Source organism: Flavobacterium sp. TS_SC_5, assembly GCF_056156265.1.
This window is the reverse complement of the sequence record NZ_CM149588.1, coordinates 648548-673795: the sequence shown is the minus strand read 5'-3', so window position 1 is coordinate 673795 and position 25248 is coordinate 648548. Positions and strand designations below refer to the sequence as shown.

General features: G+C 34.6%; 21 protein-coding genes. 12 read left to right on the top strand and 9 right to left on the bottom strand.

Annotated features, from left to right (window positions below):
• Nucleotides 1-38 precede the first annotated feature (38 nt).
• The 4 genes from AC0J6S_RS02960 (at nt 39) to AC0J6S_RS02945 (ending at nt 6080) form a co-directional block, all read left to right on the top strand.
• Nucleotides 39-722, top strand: a complete 684-nt coding sequence (locus tag AC0J6S_RS02960) for a response regulator transcription factor (protein ID WP_474955367.1) — start codon at nt 39-41, stop codon at nt 720-722.
• On the top strand, nt 723-1781 hold the full coding sequence (locus AC0J6S_RS02955) for a sensor histidine kinase (protein ID WP_474955366.1): 1059 nt from the start codon (nt 723-725) through the stop codon (nt 1779-1781).
• A gap of 345 nt (nt 1782-2126) precedes the next feature.
• Nucleotides 2127-4388: an inorganic phosphate transporter gene (locus AC0J6S_RS02950; RefSeq protein WP_474955365.1), complete on the top strand. Its 2262-nt coding sequence runs from the start codon at nt 2127-2129 to the stop codon at nt 4386-4388.
• A 474-nt stretch (nt 4389-4862) separates the two neighbouring features.
• On the top strand, nt 4863-6080 hold the full coding sequence (locus AC0J6S_RS02945) for a porin (RefSeq protein WP_474956313.1): 1218 nt from the start codon (nt 4863-4865) through the stop codon (nt 6078-6080).
• Between the two features lie 99 nt (nt 6081-6179).
• Here the strand turns inward: AC0J6S_RS02945 and AC0J6S_RS02940 are convergent, their stop codons facing one another.
• From AC0J6S_RS02940 to AC0J6S_RS02920, 5 genes are all read right to left on the bottom strand, one after another.
• Entirely contained in the window at nt 6180-7238 is a 1059-nt protein-coding gene (locus AC0J6S_RS02940; protein ID WP_474955364.1) for a glycosyltransferase, read from the bottom strand.
• A gap of 178 nt (nt 7239-7416) precedes the next feature.
• Nucleotides 7417-7938: a hypothetical protein gene (locus AC0J6S_RS02935; protein ID WP_474955363.1), complete on the bottom strand. Its 522-nt coding sequence runs from the start codon at nt 7936-7938 to the stop codon at nt 7417-7419.
• An 82-nt stretch (nt 7939-8020) separates the two neighbouring features.
• Complete coding sequence (locus tag AC0J6S_RS02930; protein ID WP_474955362.1) at nt 8021-11464, bottom strand: hypothetical protein; 3444 nt, start codon at nt 11462-11464, stop codon at nt 8021-8023.
• Between the two features lie 193 nt (nt 11465-11657).
• Nucleotides 11658-12914: an aspartate kinase gene (locus tag AC0J6S_RS02925; RefSeq protein WP_474955361.1), complete on the bottom strand. Its 1257-nt coding sequence runs from the start codon at nt 12912-12914 to the stop codon at nt 11658-11660.
• A gap of 27 nt (nt 12915-12941) precedes the next feature.
• Nucleotides 12942-13448 carry an N-acetyltransferase family protein gene (locus AC0J6S_RS02920; RefSeq protein ID WP_474955360.1) on the bottom strand — a complete coding sequence of 169 codons (507 nt, stop codon included), beginning with the start codon at nt 13446-13448 and terminating at the stop codon, nt 12942-12944.
• A gap of 170 nt (nt 13449-13618) precedes the next feature.
• Between AC0J6S_RS02920 and fbp the strand changes: the two genes are divergently transcribed.
• Nucleotides 13619-14638: a class 1 fructose-bisphosphatase gene (gene fbp, locus AC0J6S_RS02915; RefSeq protein ID WP_474955359.1), complete on the top strand. Its 1020-nt coding sequence runs from the start codon at nt 13619-13621 to the stop codon at nt 14636-14638.
• 51 nt (nt 14639-14689) lie between these two features.
• Here the strand turns inward: fbp and AC0J6S_RS02910 are convergent, their stop codons facing one another.
• Nucleotides 14690-15121 (bottom strand): tellurite resistance TerB family protein, encoded by a 432-nt coding sequence (locus AC0J6S_RS02910; RefSeq protein ID WP_474955358.1) that lies wholly within the window; start codon nt 15119-15121, stop codon nt 14690-14692.
• 178 nt (nt 15122-15299) lie between these two features.
• On the opposite strand from AC0J6S_RS02910, the gene AC0J6S_RS02905 reads away from it, so the two are divergent.
• Genes AC0J6S_RS02905 through AC0J6S_RS02895 form a run of 3 tightly spaced genes read left to right on the top strand, consistent with a single transcriptional unit; the run spans nt 15300 to nt 17901 of the window.
• Entirely contained in the window at nt 15300-15893 is a 594-nt protein-coding gene (locus tag AC0J6S_RS02905) for a HupE/UreJ family protein (protein WP_474955357.1), read from the top strand.
• Nucleotide 15894: 1 nt separating this feature from the next.
• A complete protein-coding gene (locus tag AC0J6S_RS02900; RefSeq protein WP_474955356.1) occupies nt 15895-16326 on the top strand; it encodes a deoxycytidylate deaminase in 432 nt (143 codons plus the stop codon).
• A complete protein-coding gene (locus tag AC0J6S_RS02895) occupies nt 16327-17901 on the top strand; it encodes a S41 family peptidase (RefSeq protein WP_474955355.1) in 1575 nt (524 codons plus the stop codon). It abuts the gene before it with no gap.
• A gap of 82 nt (nt 17902-17983) precedes the next feature.
• Here AC0J6S_RS02895 and AC0J6S_RS02890 read toward each other — a convergent pair whose 3' ends face one another.
• The 3 genes from AC0J6S_RS02890 to AC0J6S_RS02880 form a co-directional block, all read right to left on the bottom strand.
• Nucleotides 17984-18589: an FAD-dependent oxidoreductase gene (locus AC0J6S_RS02890; RefSeq protein WP_474955354.1), complete on the bottom strand. Its 606-nt coding sequence runs from the start codon at nt 18587-18589 to the stop codon at nt 17984-17986.
• A gap of 5 nt (nt 18590-18594) precedes the next feature.
• Nucleotides 18595-18795: a hypothetical protein gene (locus tag AC0J6S_RS02885; protein WP_474955353.1), complete on the bottom strand. Its 201-nt coding sequence runs from the start codon at nt 18793-18795 to the stop codon at nt 18595-18597.
• 129 nt (nt 18796-18924) lie between these two features.
• On the bottom strand, nt 18925-19500 hold the full coding sequence (locus AC0J6S_RS02880; protein ID WP_394335933.1) for a MarC family protein: 576 nt from the start codon (nt 19498-19500) through the stop codon (nt 18925-18927).
• Between the two features lie 186 nt (nt 19501-19686).
• On the opposite strand from AC0J6S_RS02880, the gene AC0J6S_RS02875 reads away from it, so the two are divergent.
• From AC0J6S_RS02875 to AC0J6S_RS02860, 4 genes are all read left to right on the top strand, one after another.
• Entirely contained in the window at nt 19687-20505 is an 819-nt protein-coding gene (locus tag AC0J6S_RS02875) for a DUF4412 domain-containing protein (protein WP_474955352.1), read from the top strand.
• Between the two features lie 85 nt (nt 20506-20590).
• Nucleotides 20591-21166 carry a DUF3109 family protein gene (locus tag AC0J6S_RS02870; RefSeq protein ID WP_113634085.1) on the top strand — a complete coding sequence of 192 codons (576 nt, stop codon included), beginning with the start codon at nt 20591-20593 and terminating at the stop codon, nt 21164-21166.
• A gap of 252 nt (nt 21167-21418) precedes the next feature.
• Nucleotides 21419-22396, top strand: coding sequence for a ribonucleotide-diphosphate reductase subunit beta (locus AC0J6S_RS02865; protein ID WP_113664963.1), 978 nt, complete (start codon nt 21419-21421; stop codon nt 22394-22396).
• A 294-nt stretch (nt 22397-22690) separates the two neighbouring features.
• The gene (locus AC0J6S_RS02860) at nt 22691-25105 is read left to right on the top strand and encodes a ribonucleoside-diphosphate reductase subunit alpha (protein WP_474955351.1); all 2415 of its coding nucleotides are present in this window, start codon (nt 22691-22693) and stop codon (nt 25103-25105) included.
• The last annotated feature ends 143 nt before the right edge of the window (nt 25106-25248 follow it).

Genomic DNA, 25248 nt, shown 5'->3' with positions numbered 1-25248 from the left:
TATTACATTTACAATTCAAAAACAATTTTCGGCGCTTTATGAAGAAAAAACACACCAAGATTCTATTAGTAGACGACGAACCGGATATCTTAGAAATTGTAGGGTATAACCTCTCTCTGGAAGGGTATCAAATCTTTACGGCGGCAAACGGGAAAGAGGCCGTCGCAGTAGCGAAAAAAGAAATTCCAGACCTTATTATAATGGATGTTATGATGCCAGAAATGGATGGAATGGAGGCTTGTGAAAACATCCGAAAAATTCCCGAACTTAGCAATGTCCTGATTACGTTCTTGACTGCCAGAAGTGAAGATTACTCTCAAGTAGCTGGTTTTGAGGCAGGTGCAGATGATTATATCACAAAACCCATAAAACCTAAGTTATTAGTCAGTAAGGTAAAAGCTTTGCTGCGCCGATTAAAGGAAAAAGAAGTCAACAGCACAACACTTAATGTAGGTGGAATAGAAATCAATCGCGAAGAATACAAAATTGTAAAAGATAATGTTGAAATTGCTTTACCAAGAAAAGAATTTGAATTGTTTTATTTATTAGCTTCAAAACCAGGAAAAGTATTCAAACGCGATGAAATTCTGGACAAAGTTTGGGGCAATGAAGTGGTTGTGGGCGGAAGAACGATTGATGTTCACATCCGAAAATTACGGGAAAAAATTGGCGAAGATTTTTTCAAAACAATCAAAGGAGTTGGGTATAAGTTTGAGGTATAAATGACAATAAATTTTAAAAAAACATATCGTTTTGCCGTAAAGTCGGCTCTGTATATTACTCTTTTTTCTACAGGATTGGTTGGTTTTCTTACCCATTGGTTTTTTAGTTTTTCCTACCAGTTTTGTTTGGTTTTTGCCTTGTCAATCGCTACTTTCTCCTTTATTGTGATTCAATATCGTGTGGAGCGTTTCATTTATAAGAAGGTAAAAAAAATATACGATGACGTTTCTTTATTAGAATCAAGCACTTTTAGAAACCAACCCATAACTACTGATATGGCCACGCTTACTCGTGAAGTCAAAAAGTTTGCCACCGATAAAAAGCTAGAAATAGAAACTTTAAAAGTCCGTGAAGAGTATAGAAGAGAGTTTCTTGGAAACGTTTCTCACGAACTCAAAACCCCACTTTTTATGGTTCAAGGGTATTTGTCAACTTTACTCGACGGAGCCATGAACGATAAAACAATCCGAAAAAAATACTTAGAGCGAGCCGAAAAAGGAGTGGAAAGACTCATCTATATTGTTCAGGATTTGGACATGATATCCAAGCTAGAAATTGGAGACCTGAATTTAGAAATAGCGGAATTTGATATTGTTAAGCTTGTTCAAAATGTGTTTGATTTGCTCGAAATGAAAGCTTCCAAGAAAGATATTTTGTTGATGTTTGACATGAAATACAACAAGCCGATTATGGTTGTTGGTGATCAGGAAAAAATCCAGCAAGTGGTGATGAACTTGATTGTAAACTCCATTAAATACGGAAAGTTAAACGGATCAACCGAAGTCAGTATTGAAGACTTAACAGATGAAAAAGTAATTGTTCGTGTTACTGATAACGGAGAAGGAATAGAAAAAAAGAACATTCCCAGACTTTTTGAACGTTTTTACAGAGTGGATAAAAGCGGTGCAAGAACTGAAGGTGGTTCCGGTTTGGGATTATCCATTGTAAAGCACATTATAGAAGCACATGATGAGAAAATTTATGTAGACAGTACATTTGGTGTCGGTTCTGAATTTTCTTTTACATTGGAAAAAGCTAAGTCGCCTATATATAAATAGTTATAGAATTACTTGGGTTTCAGTACTGATTATTTATTAAGTATAGAGCTGGATTAAGAAGTCATATTATAAATAAATTCTTTAAGAGTTTTTATTCAGTGCAAATAACAATAAAATGTAACTTTATAGTAGACAAATTATATTTGATTCGAGTTTTTTAATGCAATTTGATATAGGATTAAAAATAATAATTTATTGGTCTTTTGGATTGATAGTTCATTACTCAGAAAGACATTGATATAAGTTTTGATGCATCATCGATGAGGATTAAAAAGTTGATATGGTTTGTTTTTTATCATTAACAACTGCTACGTAAAGTAGTGTAAATATTTTTTTTAAATAGGCATGGAACAAATATATATAGTAATGCTCGTGGTATTGGGTGTTTTGGCAATGATTGATCTTGTAGTTGGGGTTAGTAATGATGCTGTGAACTTCTTGAATTCAGCGATTGGTTCTAAGGCAGTCTCCTTTCGTACTATTATGATTGTTGCTAGCTTAGGTATTTTAGTCGGAGCTCTATTTTCTAGTGGAATGATGGAGATAGCGCGCAGCGGAATATTTATTCCGAGCATGTTCAGTTTTGATGATGTGATGATTATTTTTCTGGCTGTTATGATCTCTGATATCATATTATTAGATGTGTTCAATTCAATAGGATTACCAACATCAACAACAGTATCTATTATTTTCGAACTCTTGGGAGCAGCGTTATGTTTAGCAATTTATAAAATTTATATTTCAGACAACAACTTTGCAAATTTAGCGGATTATATAAATACGGAAAAAGCCTCTCAAATTGTATTCAGTATTCTTCTTTCCGTTGTTTTATCTTTTACTCTTGGAAGTTTTGTGCAGTATATTTCACGGTTGATATTTACATTTCAATATGAAAAAAGAGTTGCTTACATAGGTGCAATCTTTGGTGGAATTGCAATAACAGCGATAACTTTTTTTATTTTAATTAAAGGTCTAAAAGGAGTCTCTTTTATTCAGGAAGAGACTCATGAATGGATAAAAGCGAATCAGGCACTAATAATAGCAGTAAATTTTGTGTTTTTTACCTTGTTGTCGCAAGTTCTGATGACTTTTTTTAAAGTTAATATTCTCCGCCTAATTATAATTATTGGCACTTTTGCCTTGGCTCTAGCCTTTGCAGGGAATGATCTGGTAAACTTTATAGGGGTTCCAATTGCAGCCTATAATTCGTATAAGATATTTGACGGTTCAGGCGTTGCAGGGGATCAGTTTATGATGGGGGCTTTAGCAGATGAAAATATAGTAGCGCCGTTCTATTTTTTATTACTTGCGGGTGTTATAATGGTTATAACTTTATGGACCTCAAAAAAGGCAAAAAATGTTATTGAAACCGGTTTAAATTTATCTAGACAAGGTGATGGCGTAGAGCGATTTTCTCCCAATATGTTATCGCGATACATTGTGCGTTTTGGTGTTTTTATGGGGCGCGGCGTAAATTATTTTTTACCAAAATCAATCCAAATTAAAATTGATAAACAATTTGAAAAATCAGAGATAAAAGGAAAAAAAAGAAAGGACGAGCCTGCCTTTGATATGGTTCGTGCTGCTGTAAACCTAATGGTGGCCAGTATTTTAATTTCAATAGGAACTTCGTTGAAGTTGCCACTTTCCACAACCTATGTCACATTTATGGTGGCAATGGGTACTTCATTTGCGGATCGTGCTTGGGATCGAGAAAGTGCGGTGTATCGTATTGCAGGTGTTTTTAATGTCATCGGAGGATGGTTTGTTACGGCAATTGTAGCGTTTTTTTCTGCTTTTATTTTTGCATATTTCCTCAAAGTAGGGGAAGTGTATGCTTTTATTGGATTGCTTGTAGGTTTAGGAATTTTGCTATATCGTAGTTCGCGAAAGCATAAGGAAATTGTAAAGATCCAGCAAGAACAATTACTTTTGAAAAGGGAGGATATTGTTACTATTAATGAAGTAATCAGTGAATGTTCAATCCAAATTTCCAGAGTGGTTAATGGTTCAAATGTGATTTACAGCGGTGTCATTGAAAATTTAAGTCTTCAGGATTTAGGACAGTTAAAAGAAAATAGAAAAGAACTTAGAAAACTTGAAAAAGAGGTTGATGAACTAAAGAGTAATGTATATTATTTCATAAAGAATCTTGACGAAACCTCTACAGAAGGCAGTATGTTTTATGTCATGATTTTAGGGTACCTGCAAGATATGATTCAGTCTCTAGGTTTCATCACACAAAATAGCTACTCACACATTAATAACAACCACAAACAGTTAAAGTTTAATCAAATCCGAGATTTAAAAAGTCTAGTAAATGAACTTGAAAAATTATTTGCAGATATTATTGTTATTTTTGAAGAAGGTTCCTTTGATAAAATTGATAATGTTTTAAGAACTAAAATTGAAATTTCCGATAAAGTGTCGCTTTTAATCAAAAAGCAAATTGAGAGAATAAGAACGGTTGAAACTAGCCCGAAAAATAGCAAATTGTACTTTTCGCTACTATTAGAAACGAATGATCTGATAAAGGCAGCAATGAATCTATTAGATTTGTTTAAAGAATTCAATACTCATGCTAACATAAAAGGCAATAAATTCTAATTTCAAAAGTTATTTTCTTTTCAAATGGTTGGTAAAACTGGGGCTGTTTCGTAATCACCGAACTTTATTTGGCGTACAAAGGTCTTGTATATGTTGTGGGAAACTCAATATAAACAAATAAAAACAGAATTGATTTTACCGCGCTATGACATTACGAATTCTAAGTGGTTATAAGTGTTGCATTTTTTGAGTGTAAATTACATGACAAAAAAATTAGAATATAAAACCTATTGCTGTAGACGCCAATAACAATTTCTTAACATTGGCGTTTAACTTAACAATAGCGTAACGTTAAGTTAACATTTTGCTATCGCCTTTGTTGTTTTTAACAAACAACATTTGATCTTGAAAAGAATAGCGGTAATTATCACAACTTTATTTGTTGTGAATATAACATTTGCGCAGGTGGATCCTGTCGTAGATAGTTCCAAAACCAAGGAAGTACGTACGCAAAGAACTACAAGTAAAGAAGAACTGACTCAATCTATAATTTCTATATTGGACTCGATCAAAAAAGTAAGTGTCATACAAGAAGAGATAAAGGAAAAAAAAGAACGATGGTACGATAAAATCAGTATAGGAGGCTATGTACAGGTCAGATACAATGGATTGTTTTCTTCAAATGATAAAGTATCTTGTGATCAATGTGATAAATCTTGGGGAACAACTTCTACAGCAGAGGATGCAAGATCCAATAATGGGTTCTTTATAAGACGAGCTCGAATCGTATTCTCAGGACAAGTACATCCAAATGTATATTTTTATGTTCAGCCAGATTTTGCGAGTTCACCGTCATCAGGAGTAAATCACTTTACACAGATTAGAGATGCTTACGTCGATGTTTCATTTGATGCAAAGAAGGAATATAGAGTGAGAATTGGACAAAGTAAAGTTCCTTTTGGATTTGAGAATATGCAGTCAAGTCAAAACCGATTGGTTTTAGATCGTAATGATGCGTTGAACAGTGCGGTGGCAAATGAAAGAGATTTAGGCGTTTTTTTTTACTGGGCTCCAAGCAAAATCAGAGAGCGTTTCGCCATGCTAATCAGAGATGGTTTTAAAGGAAGTGGAGATTATGGTGTATTTGGGTTTGGTGTATACAACGGACAAACCGCAAATAGATCGGAAGCGAACAGAAACTTGCATATGGTTGCAAGAGTAAGTTATCCTTTGACAATTGGAAACCAAATTATCGAGCCAGGGATACAAGGTTATACCGGTAAATGGGCTTTTACCAATGAACTTTCGCCTGGAGTTACTACAGCAAACAAGCAATATACAACGGACCAACGAGTTGCGGCAACTTTTGTGCTTTATCCAAAGCCATTTGGAATACAGGCTGAATATAATATAGGTAGAGGTCCTCGTTATAATAAAGTGACAAACACTGTGGATGTTTCTGATTTGGAAGGTGGTTATGTAACGCTAAATTATAAATTAGATTTGCCCAAACATCAATTGATTTATCCGTTCGCTAAATTCCAATACTACGATGGAGGTAAGAAGTTTGAAAAAGATGCAAGAAGTTATATTGTAAGAGACTATGAGTTTGGATTTGAATGGCAACCTTGGAAAGCATTTGAGTTTGTAGCAGAATGGGTTATTGCAGATAGAACATTCGAGGACAGCGCTCTTCCAAACAACAGGCAACGAGGAAATTTGTTGCGATTACAAGCGCAGTTTAATTTTTAATAAATCATTTAAATTAATTTCGTCCAGCAGAGGACTACTGGTTGTTAGTCACGTATTCTTTTGAAGTCAATAGCCATCTCTTTTTTAGTTTTTATTTTTTTATTTTCTATCAAAAACTTGAAATAATTTTTGCCAGTCTATCGAGTTGTCTAAACGAGGTAGCCCTTTGTAATCCTGAATTTCTTGAATATTTTCCATTCTAAAATCATTTTGATTCGCATAAGGAACTAAGCCTTCCTTTTTTAATTTTTTAGCCAAATATTCCTGTTCGTATTGTCCTGGTGTTGGAATAAAAAATGCTTTTTTTCGCAATTGCGCAAGATCCATTATTGTAGTGTATCCGGAACGGCAAAGGACCATTTCACTTTCGTTAAAAGCTTGTTCGAGTTCACTTGAATTCATGAAATTGTAATAAGTTACATTTCCTTTTACAACAATTTTCTGCTCCGATTCTATGTTTCCTTCAATGAAAATTGCATTTCCTTTGAACTGATTGATTTCGTTTTTCAAATGATTTTCCAGTATTCCTCGTTGAGGTTCAGGACCGGAGAGAATCACGAGCAAATCATATTTTTTTGGTAATAGTTTCTTTTGAAGTCGGCTCAAAGGGCCTATATATTTAGTTTTGAGGCTGAGACTTTCAATATGACCTAGTTTTCCGGTTAGATTTATGGAACCTTCAAGATCCGGAACCCAGCATTCTACATACTTTTTTATAATATATTGATGTACTTTACTTGTTATCCAGGTGGTGTTTCCAGTCATGACATTCAATTGATGGGTAATAAACACGGATGGGACTTTCTTGCTGTAAACTCCTAATCGATTGTCTGAAATAATACCGTCTATTGCATATTGTTTAATCCAGTTTTCAATTATTTTTTTTTCTTCTAAAATAGCTCGGATCATTCTTGGACCATTCTGTATTAATTTCCATTTGAAATTGGCGCCATTTTTAGCATATTCTATTTGGTAGGAGGGAAGTTCCAGTGCTTGTAGGGTAGGGAATTCTTTTTTTAGTAAAGTCAGTGCAATTCCATCGGATGCAATAATGGGAGTGTAATTGTTTTCTAATAAGGCTTTGATAATGGGAATACATCGTGTTGCATGGCCTAAACCCCAATTTAATGGTGCGATTAGGATAGTCTTTTGTTTCATTTTCAAATCCATATGCGATAAATAGGTTCGTTGTTTTTTATTTGAAAGTTAGGAAATGAACCCGTTTTGTATATTTCGAAGGTATTACTAAACTATTAAATTATGAGGCAATTATACTTTTATAGAAAAATAAAGGCTACCCTAGCAGATAGCCTTTGTAAAATATTTTATAAAAAAATTATTCTTGAATATACGTTTTATTACCGTTGGAGTTGATGTAGTATTTTCCTCCCCTAGGACCAGTATATACTTTTTTTCCATTGTATTCACCTGTTATTTTATCGGCAATTTTAGGTGCTTTTTCAGTAGTCTCTTTAAGTTTTTTTGCTGGCTTGGTGGCTGTGGCTGTGGCTTTCTCTTTTGCTTTTGTTGCTTTTTCTTTTACAACTTCAGTTTTTTCTTTTGCTGTCGTTGCTTTCTCTTTCTCTTTTGCTTTTGTTGCTTTTTCTTTTACAACTTCAGTTTTTTCTTTTGCTGTTGTGGCTTTAGATTTAGCTTTTGCTGCTTTTTCTTTGGCAACTTCAGTTTTTTCTTTTGCTGCCGTAGCTTTTTCTTTTGTAGCATCTGCTTTGGCTTTTGCTTTAGCTTTTGCTAATTTTTGTGTGGTAGCTTTTGTTGCTTTCTTTTCAGTTGCCGTTTCTTGGGAATAGGCGCTTACTGATAAAATAATAGTTAGTAACAATACAAATAATTTTTTCATAGCTTTTTTTTATGTTTAGTTATATAAAAATAGCAAAAAAATATATTCAAAATGAATTCAAACAAAAATATCCTTTTTTGGATTAAAAATAAGCTCTCAACTGCATGCTCCCAGTATGAATGGCTTGGCTTGTTTCGCTTTTTCGACCTTGGTAATTAAAGTTTATGTCTAAAAACTGTGTGATATTTTTTTGCAAAAGTAATCTCCATGTCAAATTTTGCCCTGTTTGCAAGCCTTCCAGCATTTGAAATCCTACAGAAGAAAATTCATTTCCATCAAATTTATTTTGGTAAAAAGAAACTTCGCCGTTCATCGTAAATTTTTTAGTTCCGGCATAAGAAAAGGCAGTCCCAAAACGGTTTTGCAGCAACGTTTCTGAAACTCCTATCTGATTTTCTTTCTTTTGTAATTCATAAAAAAGATCCCAACTGGTACTTTTGGAAAACAAATAACTGATTTTAGGAGCCAATTGATATCCGCTAATATCGAAGTTTTTCTCGGGGAAATTCTCAGATTCGATGGCGGTTTGAATCGTTTTTGCAAAAAATCCAAAAAGCCAGCTTTTCTGGTACAAATGATTGTATTGCATTTGATGAGAACTGTTGGTAGCTTCCTGCGAACCTATCGACAATAAGTTTTTTGTTTTATTTTCTAAATAGGAATACGTAGTAGAATGGTTTTGCTTTCCTCGATTGTAGAACAAACTGTTTCTTAAACTGGAATTCAGTCCCAGCACATTTTCATTGGAACCGCTGAACGGATTTAAGTCGAAATTGTTTCCATCACTTCTAATTTTTCGGTCGATTATAAAGGCAGTTTGATTGTAGAAATAGGAAAGTAATTTTTTTAATCCTTTTTCATTTTGCCATTGATTTGGGTTTAAGGTCACGGATTGGGAGAACTTATTCTGATGTGTTTTGATGTAAATCCGATTCGGTAAAAATACCCGAATAAATGTCGCCTGATCAATAAACGGAGCGACTTCAAATTCCTGTAATTCCTGAATTCCATTATTGTTGTAATCGTTCCAAGTGTAAACGCCTTGTCCGGCCGGTACTTCCAGATAAGTAAATTCCTGTTGCGGAATGGTTCCGGAATTAGTCTCGTAAACCGTTGTGCTTTGAATTAATTGATTAAAAAAACGATCCGTGTACACGATTCTGGAATTCAATGTGGGTTCTTTTTTTCGTGTGGCATCCACGAATTCTAAGACTCTATAATTGGCATAAATGGACAAATCACTTTTATTGGTTTGAATTAATTTCGATTTCAGCATAAAAGTTTGGGACGAATTCACCCGCTGAATTAAATTCCCGACACTTTGGTTTTGCAAGCTGTCATTGGTCCTTCTAAGATAACCTAATTCTACAAAAACTTTAGTGCTATCGCCTCTTCCGGCATATAAACCATACTCTGTAAATTTTTGGCTCAAAGCCGAAAACTGATTGGTCGTTTTGTCTTTTTCCTGATTATCTTCTAATCGCAGGCTGGAACCAACCCAATTTTTATCGAAATGCAAACGCATCTGAGACTGGTTTCTTAAGAATTTAGAAGATAAAGTAGGTGCGTCACTTTTTAGGAAACTGCCTTGGTTTTGAAAAGTCCAATTTTTTATTCGAAACAAACCATTTAAAACATGCCTGCTACCCGAAAAATTTTCGGAGAAATCTAATTTTTCAAATTGATACAATACTAATCCTTTATTAGTGGATTTTGGTTTTGGGTTTAAATCCAATTGCAATCCGGAAACTAATAGACTTTGATTTCCAATGCCAGCAGTTCCTAAGTTCCAGTCCCTGTCAAATTCGATGTTATAAAGCCGCTCCACTGAACTGAAATTGTTCTGAATAAATTGGTAATTGGCGAAAGCGTCCATCTGCCATCTTTTTGAAAAAATACGCTGTTTGGCATTTATTTTTCCGGCCAAACCTTTGTTATTCGCGTCATCAATGGTCGAAAACAAATTTTTATCATTGTTGCTGATGCCAATTTCAAAATCAACAGCGGTTTTATCAGTGGGTTTGTATTTTCCTAAAAAGGTGGCGACTTGCACTTTCGTTGGTGCAATAAGTTGAATTATGGGTTCATAATTCCCTTGCAGAATCCCGTTTATTGGAGCAATATATTGATAAACTCGAGTGATTGTGGCTGAATTTGTCACAATATAATTTCCGTTATTGGTTCCTACCAAAGTGAATTTCACATTGAATAATTCCTGTTGTGCGTCATTTGAATATTCGAAAATTTCTACAGCATTAAAGAGCGTTTTTCGATACAGTACTTTATTTTCAGAGTACGTGTCGGAATAGGCGGAAGGAGCAGTCATCAAACTTGGATTATCTCCGGCATTGACTAATATTTGGGCTTGTTCCTGTGACAAATTTTGTTGCAACGGTTGGTTTTTTAAGTCGTTTTCCGAATATAAATAGCCTCCAAAACTCCATTTCTTGTTGTCATGCGTGGCTCCGGCGTAGGTTACAAAACGGGTATAATTCCTGTCGGAATATTGGTATTCTATAGCAATCCGCATTTCAGAAGTGATGGTAAATAGTGGCGTAAATACAATTTCACCTGCATTATAATCTATTGTATAATCGTTATTTTCGCCTCGTTTCAGTAAAATCCCATTGACATACACTCGCTCTGAACCTGAAATCACCAAGACATATAATTCACCATTTTGCCCTTTTAATTTGTACGGACCCTGATTACCCTCTTGTCCCACAATATCACTTTTGGCATATTGACCGCGAACTAATGCCGCCGATGCAAATACATTCGTTTTGTTTTCTTCGGTTCCAAAGTTGAAATTTGTCGCCAGTCCCTGTACTTTTTTAGTGAAATTCAGGAATTGGGTGTTCCTGTTTTCCAGAAAGATATCGCCAGCACGAATATTCCATTCCTCGCTAAATAACTCCATGAAAACATTGTCAAACTGATCTAGTCGCTGAGAATAACCGCCATCTTGCAACGGAATATTACTGTCTTGAATGGAGGCTCTCAAACTTACTTTTTGGGAAATTTTCCCTGTGATTTGTAAGTCTAAATTGGAATTCAAAACGGCATTTTGATTATTTCCTATCGTCAAGCCACGCGTAATGCTTCCGGAAGTATTTAAACCATCAAAAGGTACGTTTTTATTGGTATTTTTATTTCCAATGGCATACAAGTCACCTTGTCCGACTTCATTGCTAATAACTTTTGATGCGTCATAAATGCGGTATTCTTTGGTAAGAATTTCGGGAAATTTCAAATACTGTATGGTCAGTGAATCGGATTTGAAAGCGCTGTTTTCCTTTAAAATTAAAGTTCCTTTTTCGAAATTTATTGCAAATAAAGCGCTGTCAATTTGTTTATCATTGGCGTCAAGCAATTTGAAAAAACTGGAATTAATACTTTCTTTTTCAATGTAAATGGTGTCGCGCGATGGAAGGATTTTTTTTGTCTTGTACAGCGAATTTATTTCCTGAGCATGGAGCCCAGAAAAACAGCTTATTACAATCCAAAAAAGTAATTTTTTTAACATAAATACTATAACACGAAAGTATCAAAAGTAGTATTTATAAATTGATAATCAGGACTTGCGGTACGCAGAAAATATCGGAAAAAATAAATAGTAATTGTTTCAATTGCAGTTCTTGTTTTTTACTTTAAAACAATGAAAAATGGGAATCAAATTTAATTTCGATTCCCATTTCTTACTACTTGATAATAAGTGTTTACGCTTCTTTTGTCACAACTTGCATCGTTTCACGACTGACTTGTTTCAATAAGACAATTTTGTTTTCTTCGACAGTTTGTGATGCTTTGTCATCGAAATGTCTAATGGTATATAAAGTGACATTTTCGTTAAATTCAACTTTAAATTTTTTCGATAAAATAGCATTCAGCGCTTTAAAATTATCAAATTTATCCTCCACACATACGGAGAAACTAATCGCTGAATTCTGAATTAAGTTTACTTTTATTTTAAATTGGTGAAACAAAGCAAAAATTTCGCTGATGTTTTCTTCCATGATAAAAGAGAAATCTATTGACGAAAGCGAAATTAAAAGTTGGTTTCTTTTAACAATAAAACAAGGTAAATACGGTTCTAAATCGACACCTTTAGAAACACTTGTTCCCTTTAATAATGGATTTATAAATGATTTTACATACAAGGGAATTTCTTTTTTCTGTAAAGGTTGCAGCGTTTTTGGGTGAATAACCGTTGCGCCGTAAAAAGCTAATTCAATTGCTTCACGATACGAAATCTGATTTAATAAACTGGCGTTCTCAAAATATCTCGGGTCGGCATTCATAACTCCGGGAACATCTTTCCAGATAGTAACACTTTCGGCATTCAGACAATAGGCAAAAATTGCAGCGGTGTAATCCGAACCTTCACGACCTAAAGTGGTGGTGAAATTATTTTCATCGGAACCCAAGAAACCTTGTGTGATATTTAAGATTTTGCGTTTTACGTTTTTTGCAATATTTTTCTGTGTCAATTCCCAATCTACTTCCGCATCTCGATAAGTTGCGTCTGTTTTTATGAAATTACGCACATCCAACCATTGCGTTTTTATGCCCATGAAATTCATGAAATGGCTTAGAATAGTTGTCGATATCAGTTCCCCGTAACTTACAATTTGGTCGTAAACAAAATTATAATTTGGAGATTTATTATGTGCTAAAAAATATTCTAAATCAGCAAATTGAGTATTGACAGCAGCGAAAACTTCGTTTTTTTCATCGTCAAACAAATCCATTAAAATTTGATTGTGGTATTTTTTCACTTCTTGAACCGATGATTTCATTTCAGCCGATTTGTCAAAATAGTTTTTGATTACAATTTCCAGTGCATTCGTCGTTTTTCCCATGGCAGAAACCACTAACAACACATCCTCGTAACCCACTTTTTGTAAAACGTCATATACGTTTTTGATTCCTGCGGCATCTTTTACAGAAGCTCCTCCAAATTTGAATACTCTCATATTTTTTAACAAAAATTATTCTTTATTTTATTTCAATTTATTCTCCACAAAATTGGAAATTCCAAGTTCGTCCATTTGCACCACATGCCAGTCTCGTAGTACTTTTGCACCTGATTTTTCATAGAATTCGATTGCAGGTGTATTCCAGTCGAGAACATTCCATTCCACTCTTCGAACCTGATCTTTTTTTGCCTGTTTTAAAATTTCAGAATACAATGCATATCCAAGTCCTGTTCCGCGCATTTTTTCTTTTACCACTAAATCTTCTAAATGAATTGTTTTTCCTTTCCAAGTAGAATAGCGATAATAGTACAATGCGATACCCACAATTTGCTTAGACTGTTTGCTATCGTTCGAGTCGTCTTTTATTTCGGCAACAAAAACATGAAAGAGAGGAACAGGACCAAAACCATCTCGAATTAAATCGTCAACAGTTATAAGAACTGCATTTGGCTCTTTTTCAAATTCAGCCAACTCTTGGATAAGACCTAAAACAGCTTGCATATCTTGCGGGTTTCCTCTTCGAATATTCATAAATTTTTATTTTAATGATTTAAAAACGCAATAAAATTGCATTTTTACGTATTAATTTTGTGTTTTATTCAGCAAATATACAATACTGTCAAAGTAAATAAATAGTATTGATTTTGTTTTCACAAAAAAAACGATATTTGTGACTTCAAATTAACTACATCGATTTCGTAATGGAAGAACGCAACAAAACACTAGGAGAATTTATCATTGAAAACCAAAATGCCTTTCAATATTCATCCGGCGAATTATCCCGAATTATCAACTCCATCCGGTTGGCTGCCAAAGTGGTGAATTATAAAGTAAACAAAGCCGGGTTGGTTGATATAATTGGTGCTGCCGGAGAACAGAACATTCAAGGCGAAGATCAGCAAAAACTAGATGTTTATGCAAATGAAGTTTTTATCCAAACTTTAATCAATCGTGAAATTGTTTGTGGTATTGCCTCGGAAGAAAATGATGATTTTATTACTGTGGAGGGAAGTGACAACAGTCATAATAATAAGTACGTGGTGTTGATGGATCCGCTTGACGGTTCGTCAAATATTGATGTTAATGTTTCAGTTGGAACGATATTTTCAGTGTATAGAAGAGTTACTCCAATAGGAACTCCAGTTACGCTTGAAGATTTTTTACAGCCGGGAATCAATCAGGTTGCAGCGGGATATGTGATTTACGGAACGTCGACGATGTTGGTTTACACAACAGGACATGGCGTGAACGGATTTACACTGAATCCGGCAATTGGAACCTTTTATTTATCCCATCCAAAAATGAAATTTCCTACTGACGGCCACATTTATTCTATTAACGAAGGGAATTATGTTCATTTTCCACAAGGAGTAAAAAATTATATCAAATATTGTCAATTAGAAGAAGGAGACCGACCGTACACTTCAAGATATATAGGAAGTCTGGTTTCAGATATTCACAGAAATATGATCAAAGGCGGAATTTATTTGTATCCTACGAGTTCTAAGGCACCTAAAGGGAAATTACGATTATTGTATGAATGCAACCCGTTAGCTTTTATTGCAGAACAAGCCGGAGGAAAGGCTTCTGACGGATTTAATAGAATCATGGAAATTGAACCAACAGCTTTGCATGAACGCGCTCCTTTTTTCTGCGGAAGTTATAACATGGTAGAAAAAGCCGAAGAATTTATGCATAAAGCTAAATTAAGTAAGTACTAGAAACAAAAAAAGCTTCCGTTTTTGGCGGAAGCTTTTTTCAAAAATTTTGTCTTACTTATTCATGTTTTTCATTTCGAAAATAAAAGTGTCTAGGTCTACTTCTTTACCTACTAGTTTAAGTGCTTTGTCAACGATGTAATCTACGTTTTCAGTATTAAAGCCCAAGCCTACACCAATTTTTCTAAGCATTACTTCTTGTTTTTCACCTAAATGATGATCTACATGCACAATACGGGCTAGATCATACAAGCGCTCCATTCTTTGTTCATATAAATAAGGAGGATTGATCGGGTAATTTGAAGAATTCTCTAAAATTTCCTCATATTCTGCTTGAGAAATTTCTAATCGAATTGCCAGTTTGTCTAAAAATGCTTTTTCTTCAGGAGAAAACTTCCCGTCAGTAAGCGCTACACGTACAATCGATGCAAAATGACCTTTGTTTCTTTGCTTGAATTCGCTATCAAATAAATCTGAAAATGACATAATTTTTGGTTTTATATCTTACAAAGATAAATCTATTTTTAAATTAATGATTTTAATTTTTTTAAATTTTTTATTCGAATTTGATCTCTTTTGAAATGTATTTATTTAAACAATCAAATCAATCATTTTAAAATTAATCGTAAGTTTACAGCCCCTTTATCAACCTAATTAATTACTGATGTCAGAATTTTGGATTTACTTTCAAATCGGATTAAAACACGTTTTAGATATTCATGCTTATGATCATGTTTTATTTTTAATAGCATTAGCAATTCCTTTCTCTTTCAAGGATTGGAAGCGAGTTGTACTTTTGGTTACCCTTTTTACCATTGGTCACACAATGGCTTTAATGCTTTCGGTTTTTGAAATAATTGCGATAAAAGTAAATGTGGTCGAATTATTAATTCCAATAACGATTCTAATAACGGCATTGTTTAATCTTTTTACGGCAGGAAAATCAAGTAAGAAAGAAAGTATAAACGTGGTGTTTTTTATAACTCTTTTCTTTGGAATCATTCATGGTTTGGGTTTTTCAAATTATTTCAAATCGATTCTGGGCGGTGATGCTGCGTCTAAAGTATTGCCATTGTCCGAGTTTGCACTAGGAATAGAAGCTGCTCAGATTGTAGTGGTTTTTGTTGTTTTGATTTTGTCATACATTGTTCAAACCGTTTTTAGATTTTCGAAACGTGATTGGACTTTAGTCATGTCGGCATTCATAATAGGAGTAGTGATACCATTAATTATAGAAAGTGAAATCTGGATAAGATAAAATGAACGAAAAAAAATTGAATAAGTACGATAAAGCGTATCTTAGAATTGCCAAGGAATGGAGTCTGCTTTCCTACTGTAAACGCAAACAAGTTGGTGCGATTATTGTGCGTGATAGAATGATAATCTCTGACGGATACAACGGAACGCCAACCGGTTTTGAGAATTGCTGTGAAGATGAGGAAGGATTAACGCGTTGGGATGTTTTACATGCTGAAGCAAATGCGATTCTGAAAGTAGCCCGATCCACGCAATCCTGCGAAGGCGCAACATTATATATAACGCTTTCACCTTGCAAGGAATGCAGCAAGTTGATTCATCAGTCCGGAATAAAAAGAGTGGTCTATCACAATGGCTATCGAGATGATTCGGGAATTCAATTTTTGATAAAAGCAGGAGTAGAGGTGGAACATATTTCAATTTTAGAAGAATAAATGAACTGTAATACTAAACATCTGCCAATTCTTATTTTTGCAACACTTGCTTTAGGTGTTGTCTTGGGTGGAATGTTGAATTTTCCTAACACAGCTGATTATCTTGTCAAAAACAATTCAAAAAGCAAGCTGAACAAACTCATTGATTTTATCGATAATGAATACGTGGATGATGTTAATACGGATTCTATTGTAAATCTTACTGTCGATAATATCTTGGCACAACTTGACCCACATTCCGTATATATTCCACCAAGTGATCAGCAGGAAGTGATGGAAAGTATGAAGGGAAACTTTGTGGGAATAGGGGTCAATTTTTATATGTATAAAGATTCTGTTGCGGTTATAAAACCAGTTGCAGACGGCCCTTCGGCAAAAGCTGGAATAAAGGCTGGCGATAGGATTTTGTATGCCGATAAAACAAAATTATTTGGACGTAAATTACCCACTGACAGTTTATATTCCAAACTAAAAGGAACTGTGGGTTCTGATATTGAACTAACGATTTACAGAAAATCCGAAGGCAAAAAAATAAAAGTAAAAATTAAACGGGATATAATTCCACTAAAAAGTGTTGACGTCGCTTTGCTTTTGGGGAATAAAACTGGTTATATAAAAATAAACAGATTTGCCGAAACTACTTATAAAGAGTTTATGGAAGGTTTGTCTAAAATTAAGCGACAAGGAGCTAAATCACTCATTATCGATGTTCGAGATAACGGTGGCGGTTACATGGAAGAGGCCATTGCCATTGCCGATGAATTGTTGACAGACAAACAACTGATTGTTTTCACCAAAAACAAAAACGGGAATATTGATAAAACATTTGCAACTGCAAAAGGAAATTTTGAAAAAGGAAATGTTTTCGTCCTAATCAATGAAAACAGTGCTTCAGCCAGTGAAATTCTTGCCGGAGCGGTTCAGGATAATGACAGAGGAACCATTGTTGGACGCCGTTCTTTTGGAAAAGGATTGGTACAGCGAGAAATGGATTTTGCAGATGGTTCAGCCGTTCGATTGACTATTGCCAGGTATTACACGCCAACAGGCCGCTCGATTCAAAAACCGTATTCAAAAGGAAATGAAGCGTATTTCAAAGAATCGGAAGCGCGTTTTGGAAATGGGGAATTGTATGAAAAAGACAGTATAAAAGTTTCGGACACTATAAAATTTAAAACTAAAAAGGGGAAAATTGTATATGGCGGTGGCGGAATTGTTCCGGATGTTTTTGTGCCAATCGAAGTGGAACACGGAAATGAAAGTACCGTTTATTTATTACAATCTGGAATCGTGGGTAATTTTGTTTTTGAGCAATTGGATAAGAATAGAAGCGTTTTCAAAGGGCTGTCTTTCGAACAGTTTCAAACTAAAATGAATGCCACTGATTTGTATTTCAATGCATTTCAAAAATTTATTCTGGGAAATGGTTTGGAGCTCAATTTTGATAAAAGTAAAGCTTTGGTAAAACGCTATTTAACGGCAGAGTTTGCCCGACAATTATATGGTGAAAGCTATTATTATGAAATTGTATTGCCCGAAGACGCTATGGTTAAAAGAGTTTTGAATCAGAAATAAACTGGAATATAATTGAATTTGGATTCTAATTACCGAGATAATAAATAGTTTAGAATTGAACGATTAAGTTCCATTCATTTTTCTACCGAATACTGTCGTGGGCGTGAGTCTGAATACCGTCATTCCATAAAGTAAGAATGTCTGTTGCAACTGCTGCGCCACTTCCGGCAGCAATAGCCAGTTGACTTCTCCAGCCTGCTAAAGTTCCCATCACGTAAATCCCATCAGCAACTTTGTGGTCATTGTTTTTGAGTTGTATTCGTTGTTTTTCGGGTAGTGATTTTTGATGTGGTTCTAGATATTCCATTAAACCTTCGATCGCAAAAGTATTTGCTGAACCAATTCCAATAGCAATTATACTCGTTTGGTAGCTTGTTTTATTAGTAGTCACTGTAAATTCAGGATAAATGCCTTCTATTTTAAGTACTTTTTCATTGGGAATTTGCACAATGTGCGGATACGTTTCTGAAAGATGTGTGATGCTGTCTTTCATCAAATCAGCGCCCAATGTTCTTGAAGGAATTCCGTATGCATTGTTGAATAGGGCTTCTTGAAGTGAAGATGTTTTTTGATGGGTAAAAACGCCGATTTTTTTATCGGCTACAAAAGATTTGTTTTTTGCCGAACCTAAAATAAGTGAGCATGACATTCCTGAAACGCCACCACCTAAGATAAGTACATCAAACACAACGATTACTTTTCGTTGGTTTTTTCTTCAATTCTTTTTGAAATTCTAAAGATTAACAGAATCATTACAGCACAAAACGAAGCTGCGATTCCAATAAAAGCAACGACACTATCTCCTTGAAATGGATTTCTAAAATCCAGCAAAGTAACATTAAAAAGGATTAAAGCGATTGCTAAAAATACCAATATGTTAGTAAAAATTTTCATAATACGTTATTGTTTTTGTTTTGAAAGAAACAAATAGTTGGGACAGTTTTTAAGCTGGAATGAAATTTATAAAAAAATCTAATTAATTTTGTAGCGCTAATTTAGAGGGTAAATTTATGAAAATTTAATTTAGACAAACAAACCTTTAACATTCGCAGCGAATAATTTAACAGCAATAGCAAGCAGCACAACTCCAAAAGTCTTTCGGATGACGCCAAGTCCATTCTCCCCTAGCATTTTTTCAATTTTAGAAGAGGATTTCAATACGATATATACCAGAATAATATTCAAAATTATGGCAATAACGATATTAATAGTATAAAACTGAGATCGTAATGAAAGTAAAGTGGTCATGGTCCCGGCGCCGGCAATCAGAGGAAAAGCAAGCGGAACAATGGATGCAGAACTGGCTTCCTCGTCACGATAAATTCGGATTCCTAAAATCATTTCCAACGCCAAAAAGAATAAGACAAACGAACCGGCAACGGCAAAGGAATTCACATCGATACCAATTAATTTTAAGAGTTCTTCCCCCGCAAAAAGGAAAACAATCATAATAACAGCGGCAACAATAGAAGCTTTTTCAGACTCAATGTGTCCATGTTTCGTTCTTAAATCAACAATTATCGGGATGGATCCCACAATATCTATTACGGCAAAAAGTACCATTCCTACGGTGATAATTTCTCTAATGTCGAATTCCATAATTTGCTTGTTTGTTTACTGCAAAAGTATAGAATTTAGTTTGGTTATCGACTACGTTGATTTTTTATTTATGGACGTAATTCATTCTCTATTTTTATTTAATAATTAGTATTTTTTATTTTTTAATAAAGTTTAAGTATCTGATAATCAATTTGTAAATTTGTTATTAATTTAAAATTTACAGCTATGAAAACGATACGATTGGTTTTTAGTGTAGTGCTGATGTTTCTTTTTGTAAATACTGCAGAAGCGCAAATTTTGAAAAAAATTCAGAAAAAAATTCAAGATAATGTAACGCGAAAAGCAGTTGAAAAAAGTATTGACACAACTGACGAAGAGAAGCAGAAAGTAATGGACAAGACATTGAATACTGATGCGATGGCAATGGCGTTTGGGAAAAATAAAGTTGATCCTTCGTTGGTTCCCGATTCTTATTCGTTCAGTTGGAAATATTCTTTGGAAATTCAGACTGAAAATGAAAAGGCGATGATTATGGATTATTTTTTAGAGCCCAATGCGGAATATTTTGGTTTCAAAATGGGAGAGTCCGGTGAAATGTTTATGGTAATAGACAGTAAAAATAAGTGGATGATTACGGCTTTTGAACAAGAAAAAGAAAAGGTTGCCATGGCTTCTAAAATGCCTGATTACTCTGAAATGACATCAAAAGAGAATGAAAGTGACGGATTTTCATACAAGTCACTTCCCAATAAAATAATAATGGGATATAATTGTAAAGGAATTGAGGCCACAAGTGCAGATTTTGTGATGGTATTTTATTACACAAATGAGGCTAAGGTGAGTTTTTCGGATATGTTTAGATCTCAGCAAAGACAGAAAACTCCGGATGTTTTAAAGCGCTATTTTAAAACGGGAGACCGACCTTTGATGATGACAATGAGTATGAAAGACTTAAAAGATAATGGAAAAATTACCACGATGAAGTGCGTTGTTTTAGAGAAAAATTCTCGAGAATTTCTAAAATCAGACTATAAATTCATGTAAATTATTTTTATATTCTTCTGTTTTGTTTTCGAATTTTATGATTTGGTGAAGTGCTTTTTTGGATTTCTTTGAATATCTTTGCAAAATGTTTCAACTAGGAAAAACCATCGTCTCAGAAGACTTACTCGAAAAAGATTTTGTTTGCAATTTGACCGCTTGTAAAGGCGCTTGCTGTGTAGACGGCGACGCTGGAGCGCCATTAAGTTTGGAGGAAACTAAAATCCTCGAATCTATTTATCCTAAAGTCAAACCATTTTTACGCAAACAAGGAATTGCCGCTATTGAAGCGCAAGGAACTTGGGTCAAAGGAACCGATGGTGATCTTGAAACACCATTAATCGATGATAAAGATTGCGCTTACGTAATTTTTGATGGTAAAACAGCTTTGTGCGGTATCGAACAAGCGTACAATCAAGGAATAATCGACTGGAAAAAACCGGTTTCTTGCCATCTTTATCCAGTGCGTGTAAAAGATTTTACGGAATTTGCTGCTGTTAATTATGACAAATGGGATATTTGTGATCCGGCCTGTTCTTTAGGTCAGGAGTTAGAAGTTCCGGTTTATAAATTTGTCAAAGAAGCTTTAGTAAGAAGGTTTGGAGAGGATTGGTATGCCGAGCTTGAGACAGTTGCCGAGGAACATAAAAATAATTCAAAATAGAATAAAAAAATCTTGTTTTCTATTTTAAAAATCCTATATTTTACGGTACTTTACATTATTTTTTAGATTTTAATAAACTGATTTACAGTTTTTTATAATTTGAATATAAAATCTATTTATTTTTCCTTTTGTTAAAAACTATGGCTTATTGTGGATAAGTTTGGCTTTTAATTTCATCAATATTTCGCAATCTTTGTAACTCTCAAAACGGAATTTATTTCGTTAAAATTTCAAAAAAAACAAACTACTATAATGGCACAACTTGAACCAATTTTACAAGAGAACAAAAATCGTTTCGTGATTTTTCCTATCAAACACCATGATATTTGGGAATTTTATAAAAGTATGGAAGCCAGTTTCTGGACTGCTGAAGAAATCGATTTGTCACAAGATTTAAATGACTGGAATAACAAACTTTCGGAAGATGAGCGTTATTTTGTTAAACACATTTTGGCATTTTTCGCAGCGTCAGATGGAATTGTAAATGAAAATCTAGCTGAGAATTTTGTGAACGAAGTGCAATATGCAGAAGCAAAATTCTTTTACGGGTTCCAAATCATGATGGAAAACATTCACAGCGAAACGTATTCGTTATTGATTGATACTTATGTGAAAGATGAAGTGGAGAAAGATGAGTTGTTCAATGCTTTAGAAGTTTTTCCTGCAATTAAGAAAAAAGCGGATTGGGCTTTGAAATGGATTGAATCAGATTCGTTTGCTGAAAGATTAATTGCTTTTGCAGCGGTGGAAGGAATTTTCTTTTCGGGAGCATTTTGTTCTATTTACTGGTTGAAAAAACGTGGATTAATGCCAGGATTGACATTTTCTAACGAATTGATTTCTCGTGATGAAGGTGTTCACTGTGATTTTGCGGTGCATTTACACAACCACCACTTGGTGAATAAAGTACCAAAAGAAAGAATCAGAAGTATCATTGTAGATGCATTAAATATTGAAAGAGAATTTATTACGGAATCGCTTCCAGTTAGTTTGATAGGGATGAATGCGGTTTTGATGACGCAATATTTAGAATTTGTTGCCGATAGATTATTGGTTGAATTAGGTTGCGAAAGAGAATACAATACTACAAATCCGTTTGATTTTATGGATATGATTTCACTTCAAGGAAAAACAAACTTCTTTGAAAAGAAAGTAGCCGAATATCAAAAAGCGGGTGTTATGAATACCGATGAAGATGCTCAGAAAATAAGTTTTGATGCCGATTTTTGATTTTTTTTTAAACCATTAAGGAATTAAGGGTTATTAAGTTTTAATTTATCTAAATATGTTGATGTTAAAGAAATCTTTTAAATCTTAAATGATTTACTGATTTTTTTTTGTTTCAGATGCTGATTAGCCCAGATAGTAATGAAAATCCTTTTTATTTTTTTCTTTAAAAAATAAAAAGATTGCAATGGATAGCTGGAAATAGCTCCAAAAATAGATGCTGAAACAAGTTCAGTATAATTTACAAATAACGAAAAACAGTGAAGGGATTTTCTGTTTTAAAAAACAAACAAAAGTATGTATGTAATTAAGAGAGATGGCCACAAAGAGCCGGTAATGTTCGACAAAATCACAGATAGAATTAAAAAACTATGTTATGGTTTAAATGATTTGGTTGATGCCGTGAAAGTGGCAATGCGCGTAATTGAAGGACTTTATGATGGTGTGTCGACATCGGAATTGGATAATCTTGCTGCCGAAACTGCTGCGTCAATGACTATTGCGCATCCGGATTATGCACAGTTAGCCGCTCGTATTGCAATCTCAAATTTACATTCGAATACTAAAAAATCATTTTCGGAAACGATGAATGATATGTTCAATTATGTGAACCCAAGAAACGGTCAATATGCACCGTTACTTTCTGAGGAAGTGCATAAAGTGATTATGGATAATGCGGAGTTTTTAGACTCCCATATTATATACAATAGAGATTTCAACTACGATTATTTTGGTTTTAAAACCTTAGAAAGATCGTATTTGCTAAAAATAAACGGTAAAATCGTGGAGCGTCCACAGCACATGCTGATGCGTGTTTCTGTTGGAATTCACTTAGACGATTTGAAATCGGTGATTGAAACCTACGACTTAATGTCGAAAAAGTTCTTTACGCATGCAACTCCTACATTGTTTAACGCCGGAACACCAAAACCTCAAATGTCTTCTTGTTTCCTTTTGGCGATGCAAGATGATAGTATTGATGGGATTTATGATACGTTGAAACAAACGGCTAAAATCTCGCAATCAGCGGGTGGAATTGGGCTTTCTATTCACAATGTGAGAGCTACTGGTTCTTATATTCGTGGAACAAACGGAACGTCAAACGGAATTGTTCCTATGTTAAGAGTTTTCAATGATACTGCAAGATATGTAGATCAAGGTGGAGGAAAACGTAAAGGAAGTTTTGCTATTTATATCGAAACTTGGCATGCGGATATCTTTGAATTTTTGGACTTGAAAAAGAATACAGGAAAAGAAGAAATGCGTGCCAGAGATTTGTTCTTCGCGATGTGGACTTCGGATTTATTCATGAAACGTGTGCAGGAAGACAGTTATTGGACCTTGATGTGTCCTAATGAATGTCCGGGATTGTATGATGTGTATGGCGAAGAATTTGAAGCAATGTACATTGATTACGAGAAACGTGGAAAAGGTAGAAAAACCATCAAAGCGCATGAATTGTGGGAAAAAATCCTAGAATCGCAAATTGAAACTGGAACACCTTACATGTTGTACAAAGATGCGGCGAACAGAAAATCAAACCAAAAAAATCTGGGTACCATTCGTTCTTCGAATTTGTGTACGGAGATTATGGAATTCACTTCGAAAGATGAAATTGCAGTTTGTAACCTGGCTTCACTTTCGTTACCAATGTTTGTGGAAAACAAAAAATTCAATCATGAATTGTTGTATACCGTTACCAAACGCGTAACCAGAAACTTAAATAAAGTAATTGACAGGAATTATTATCCGGTAATTGAAGGAGAAAATTCTAATAAACGCCACAGACCAATTGGTCTTGGAGTGCAAGGATTAGCTGATGCTTTCATCATGTTACGTTTGCCGTTTACGAGCGACGAAGCGAAGAAACTGAATCAGGAAATTTTTGAAACCTTATATTTTGCAGCAGTAACCGCATCGATGGAAATGGCCAAAGAAGAAGGTCCATATTCTACTTTTGAAGGTTCGCCAATTTCACAAGGGGAATTTCAATACAACCTTTGGGGAATGAAAGATGAGGAACTATCAGGACGTTGGGACTGGGCTTCCTTGCGAAAAGAAGTGATGGAACACGGAGTGAGAAACTCGTTGTTAGTGGCGCCAATGCCAACGGCTTCGACTTCTCAAATTTTGGGTAACAACGAGGCATTCGAACCTTACACTTCTAATATTTACACGAGAAGAGTACTTTCGGGCGAATTTATTGTCGTAAACAAACACTTGTTGCACGATTTAGTGGAGCGTGGTTTGTGGAACGAAACCTTGAAACAAGAACTTATGCGTAACAACGGTTCGGTTCAAGCACTTAATATTCCGCAAGATTTGAAAGAATTGTACAAAACCGTTTGGGAAATGTCAATGAAAGACATTATCGATATGTCACGTCAACGTGGTTATTTTGTAGATCAATCGCAATCATTGAACTTGTTTATGCAAAATGCCAATTATTCTAAATTGACATCGATGCACTTTTACGCTTGGCAATCCGGATTGAAAACGGGAATGTATTATTTAAGAACAAAAGCTGCGGTGGATGCGATTAAATTTACATTGAACAATGATAAAAAAGCAGAGCCAATCGAAATCAAAGAGCAATCAATAGCTGTTCCTGCAGTTGCAGAAGCAGTAGAAATGACTGCCGATGAATACAGAGCGATGCTTGAATTGTCTAAAAATGCTGGTCCAGACGAATGTGAAATGTGTGGATCATAAGTCATTGCGAGGAACGAAGCAATCTCATAATCACACCTTTTTGTTGATGTCAACAAAATGGTTTTAATTACTTAAAAGCAGTTATTATAATGATAACTGCTTTTTTTTTGGAGCTATTTCCCGCTTTTCGTTGCAATCTTTTT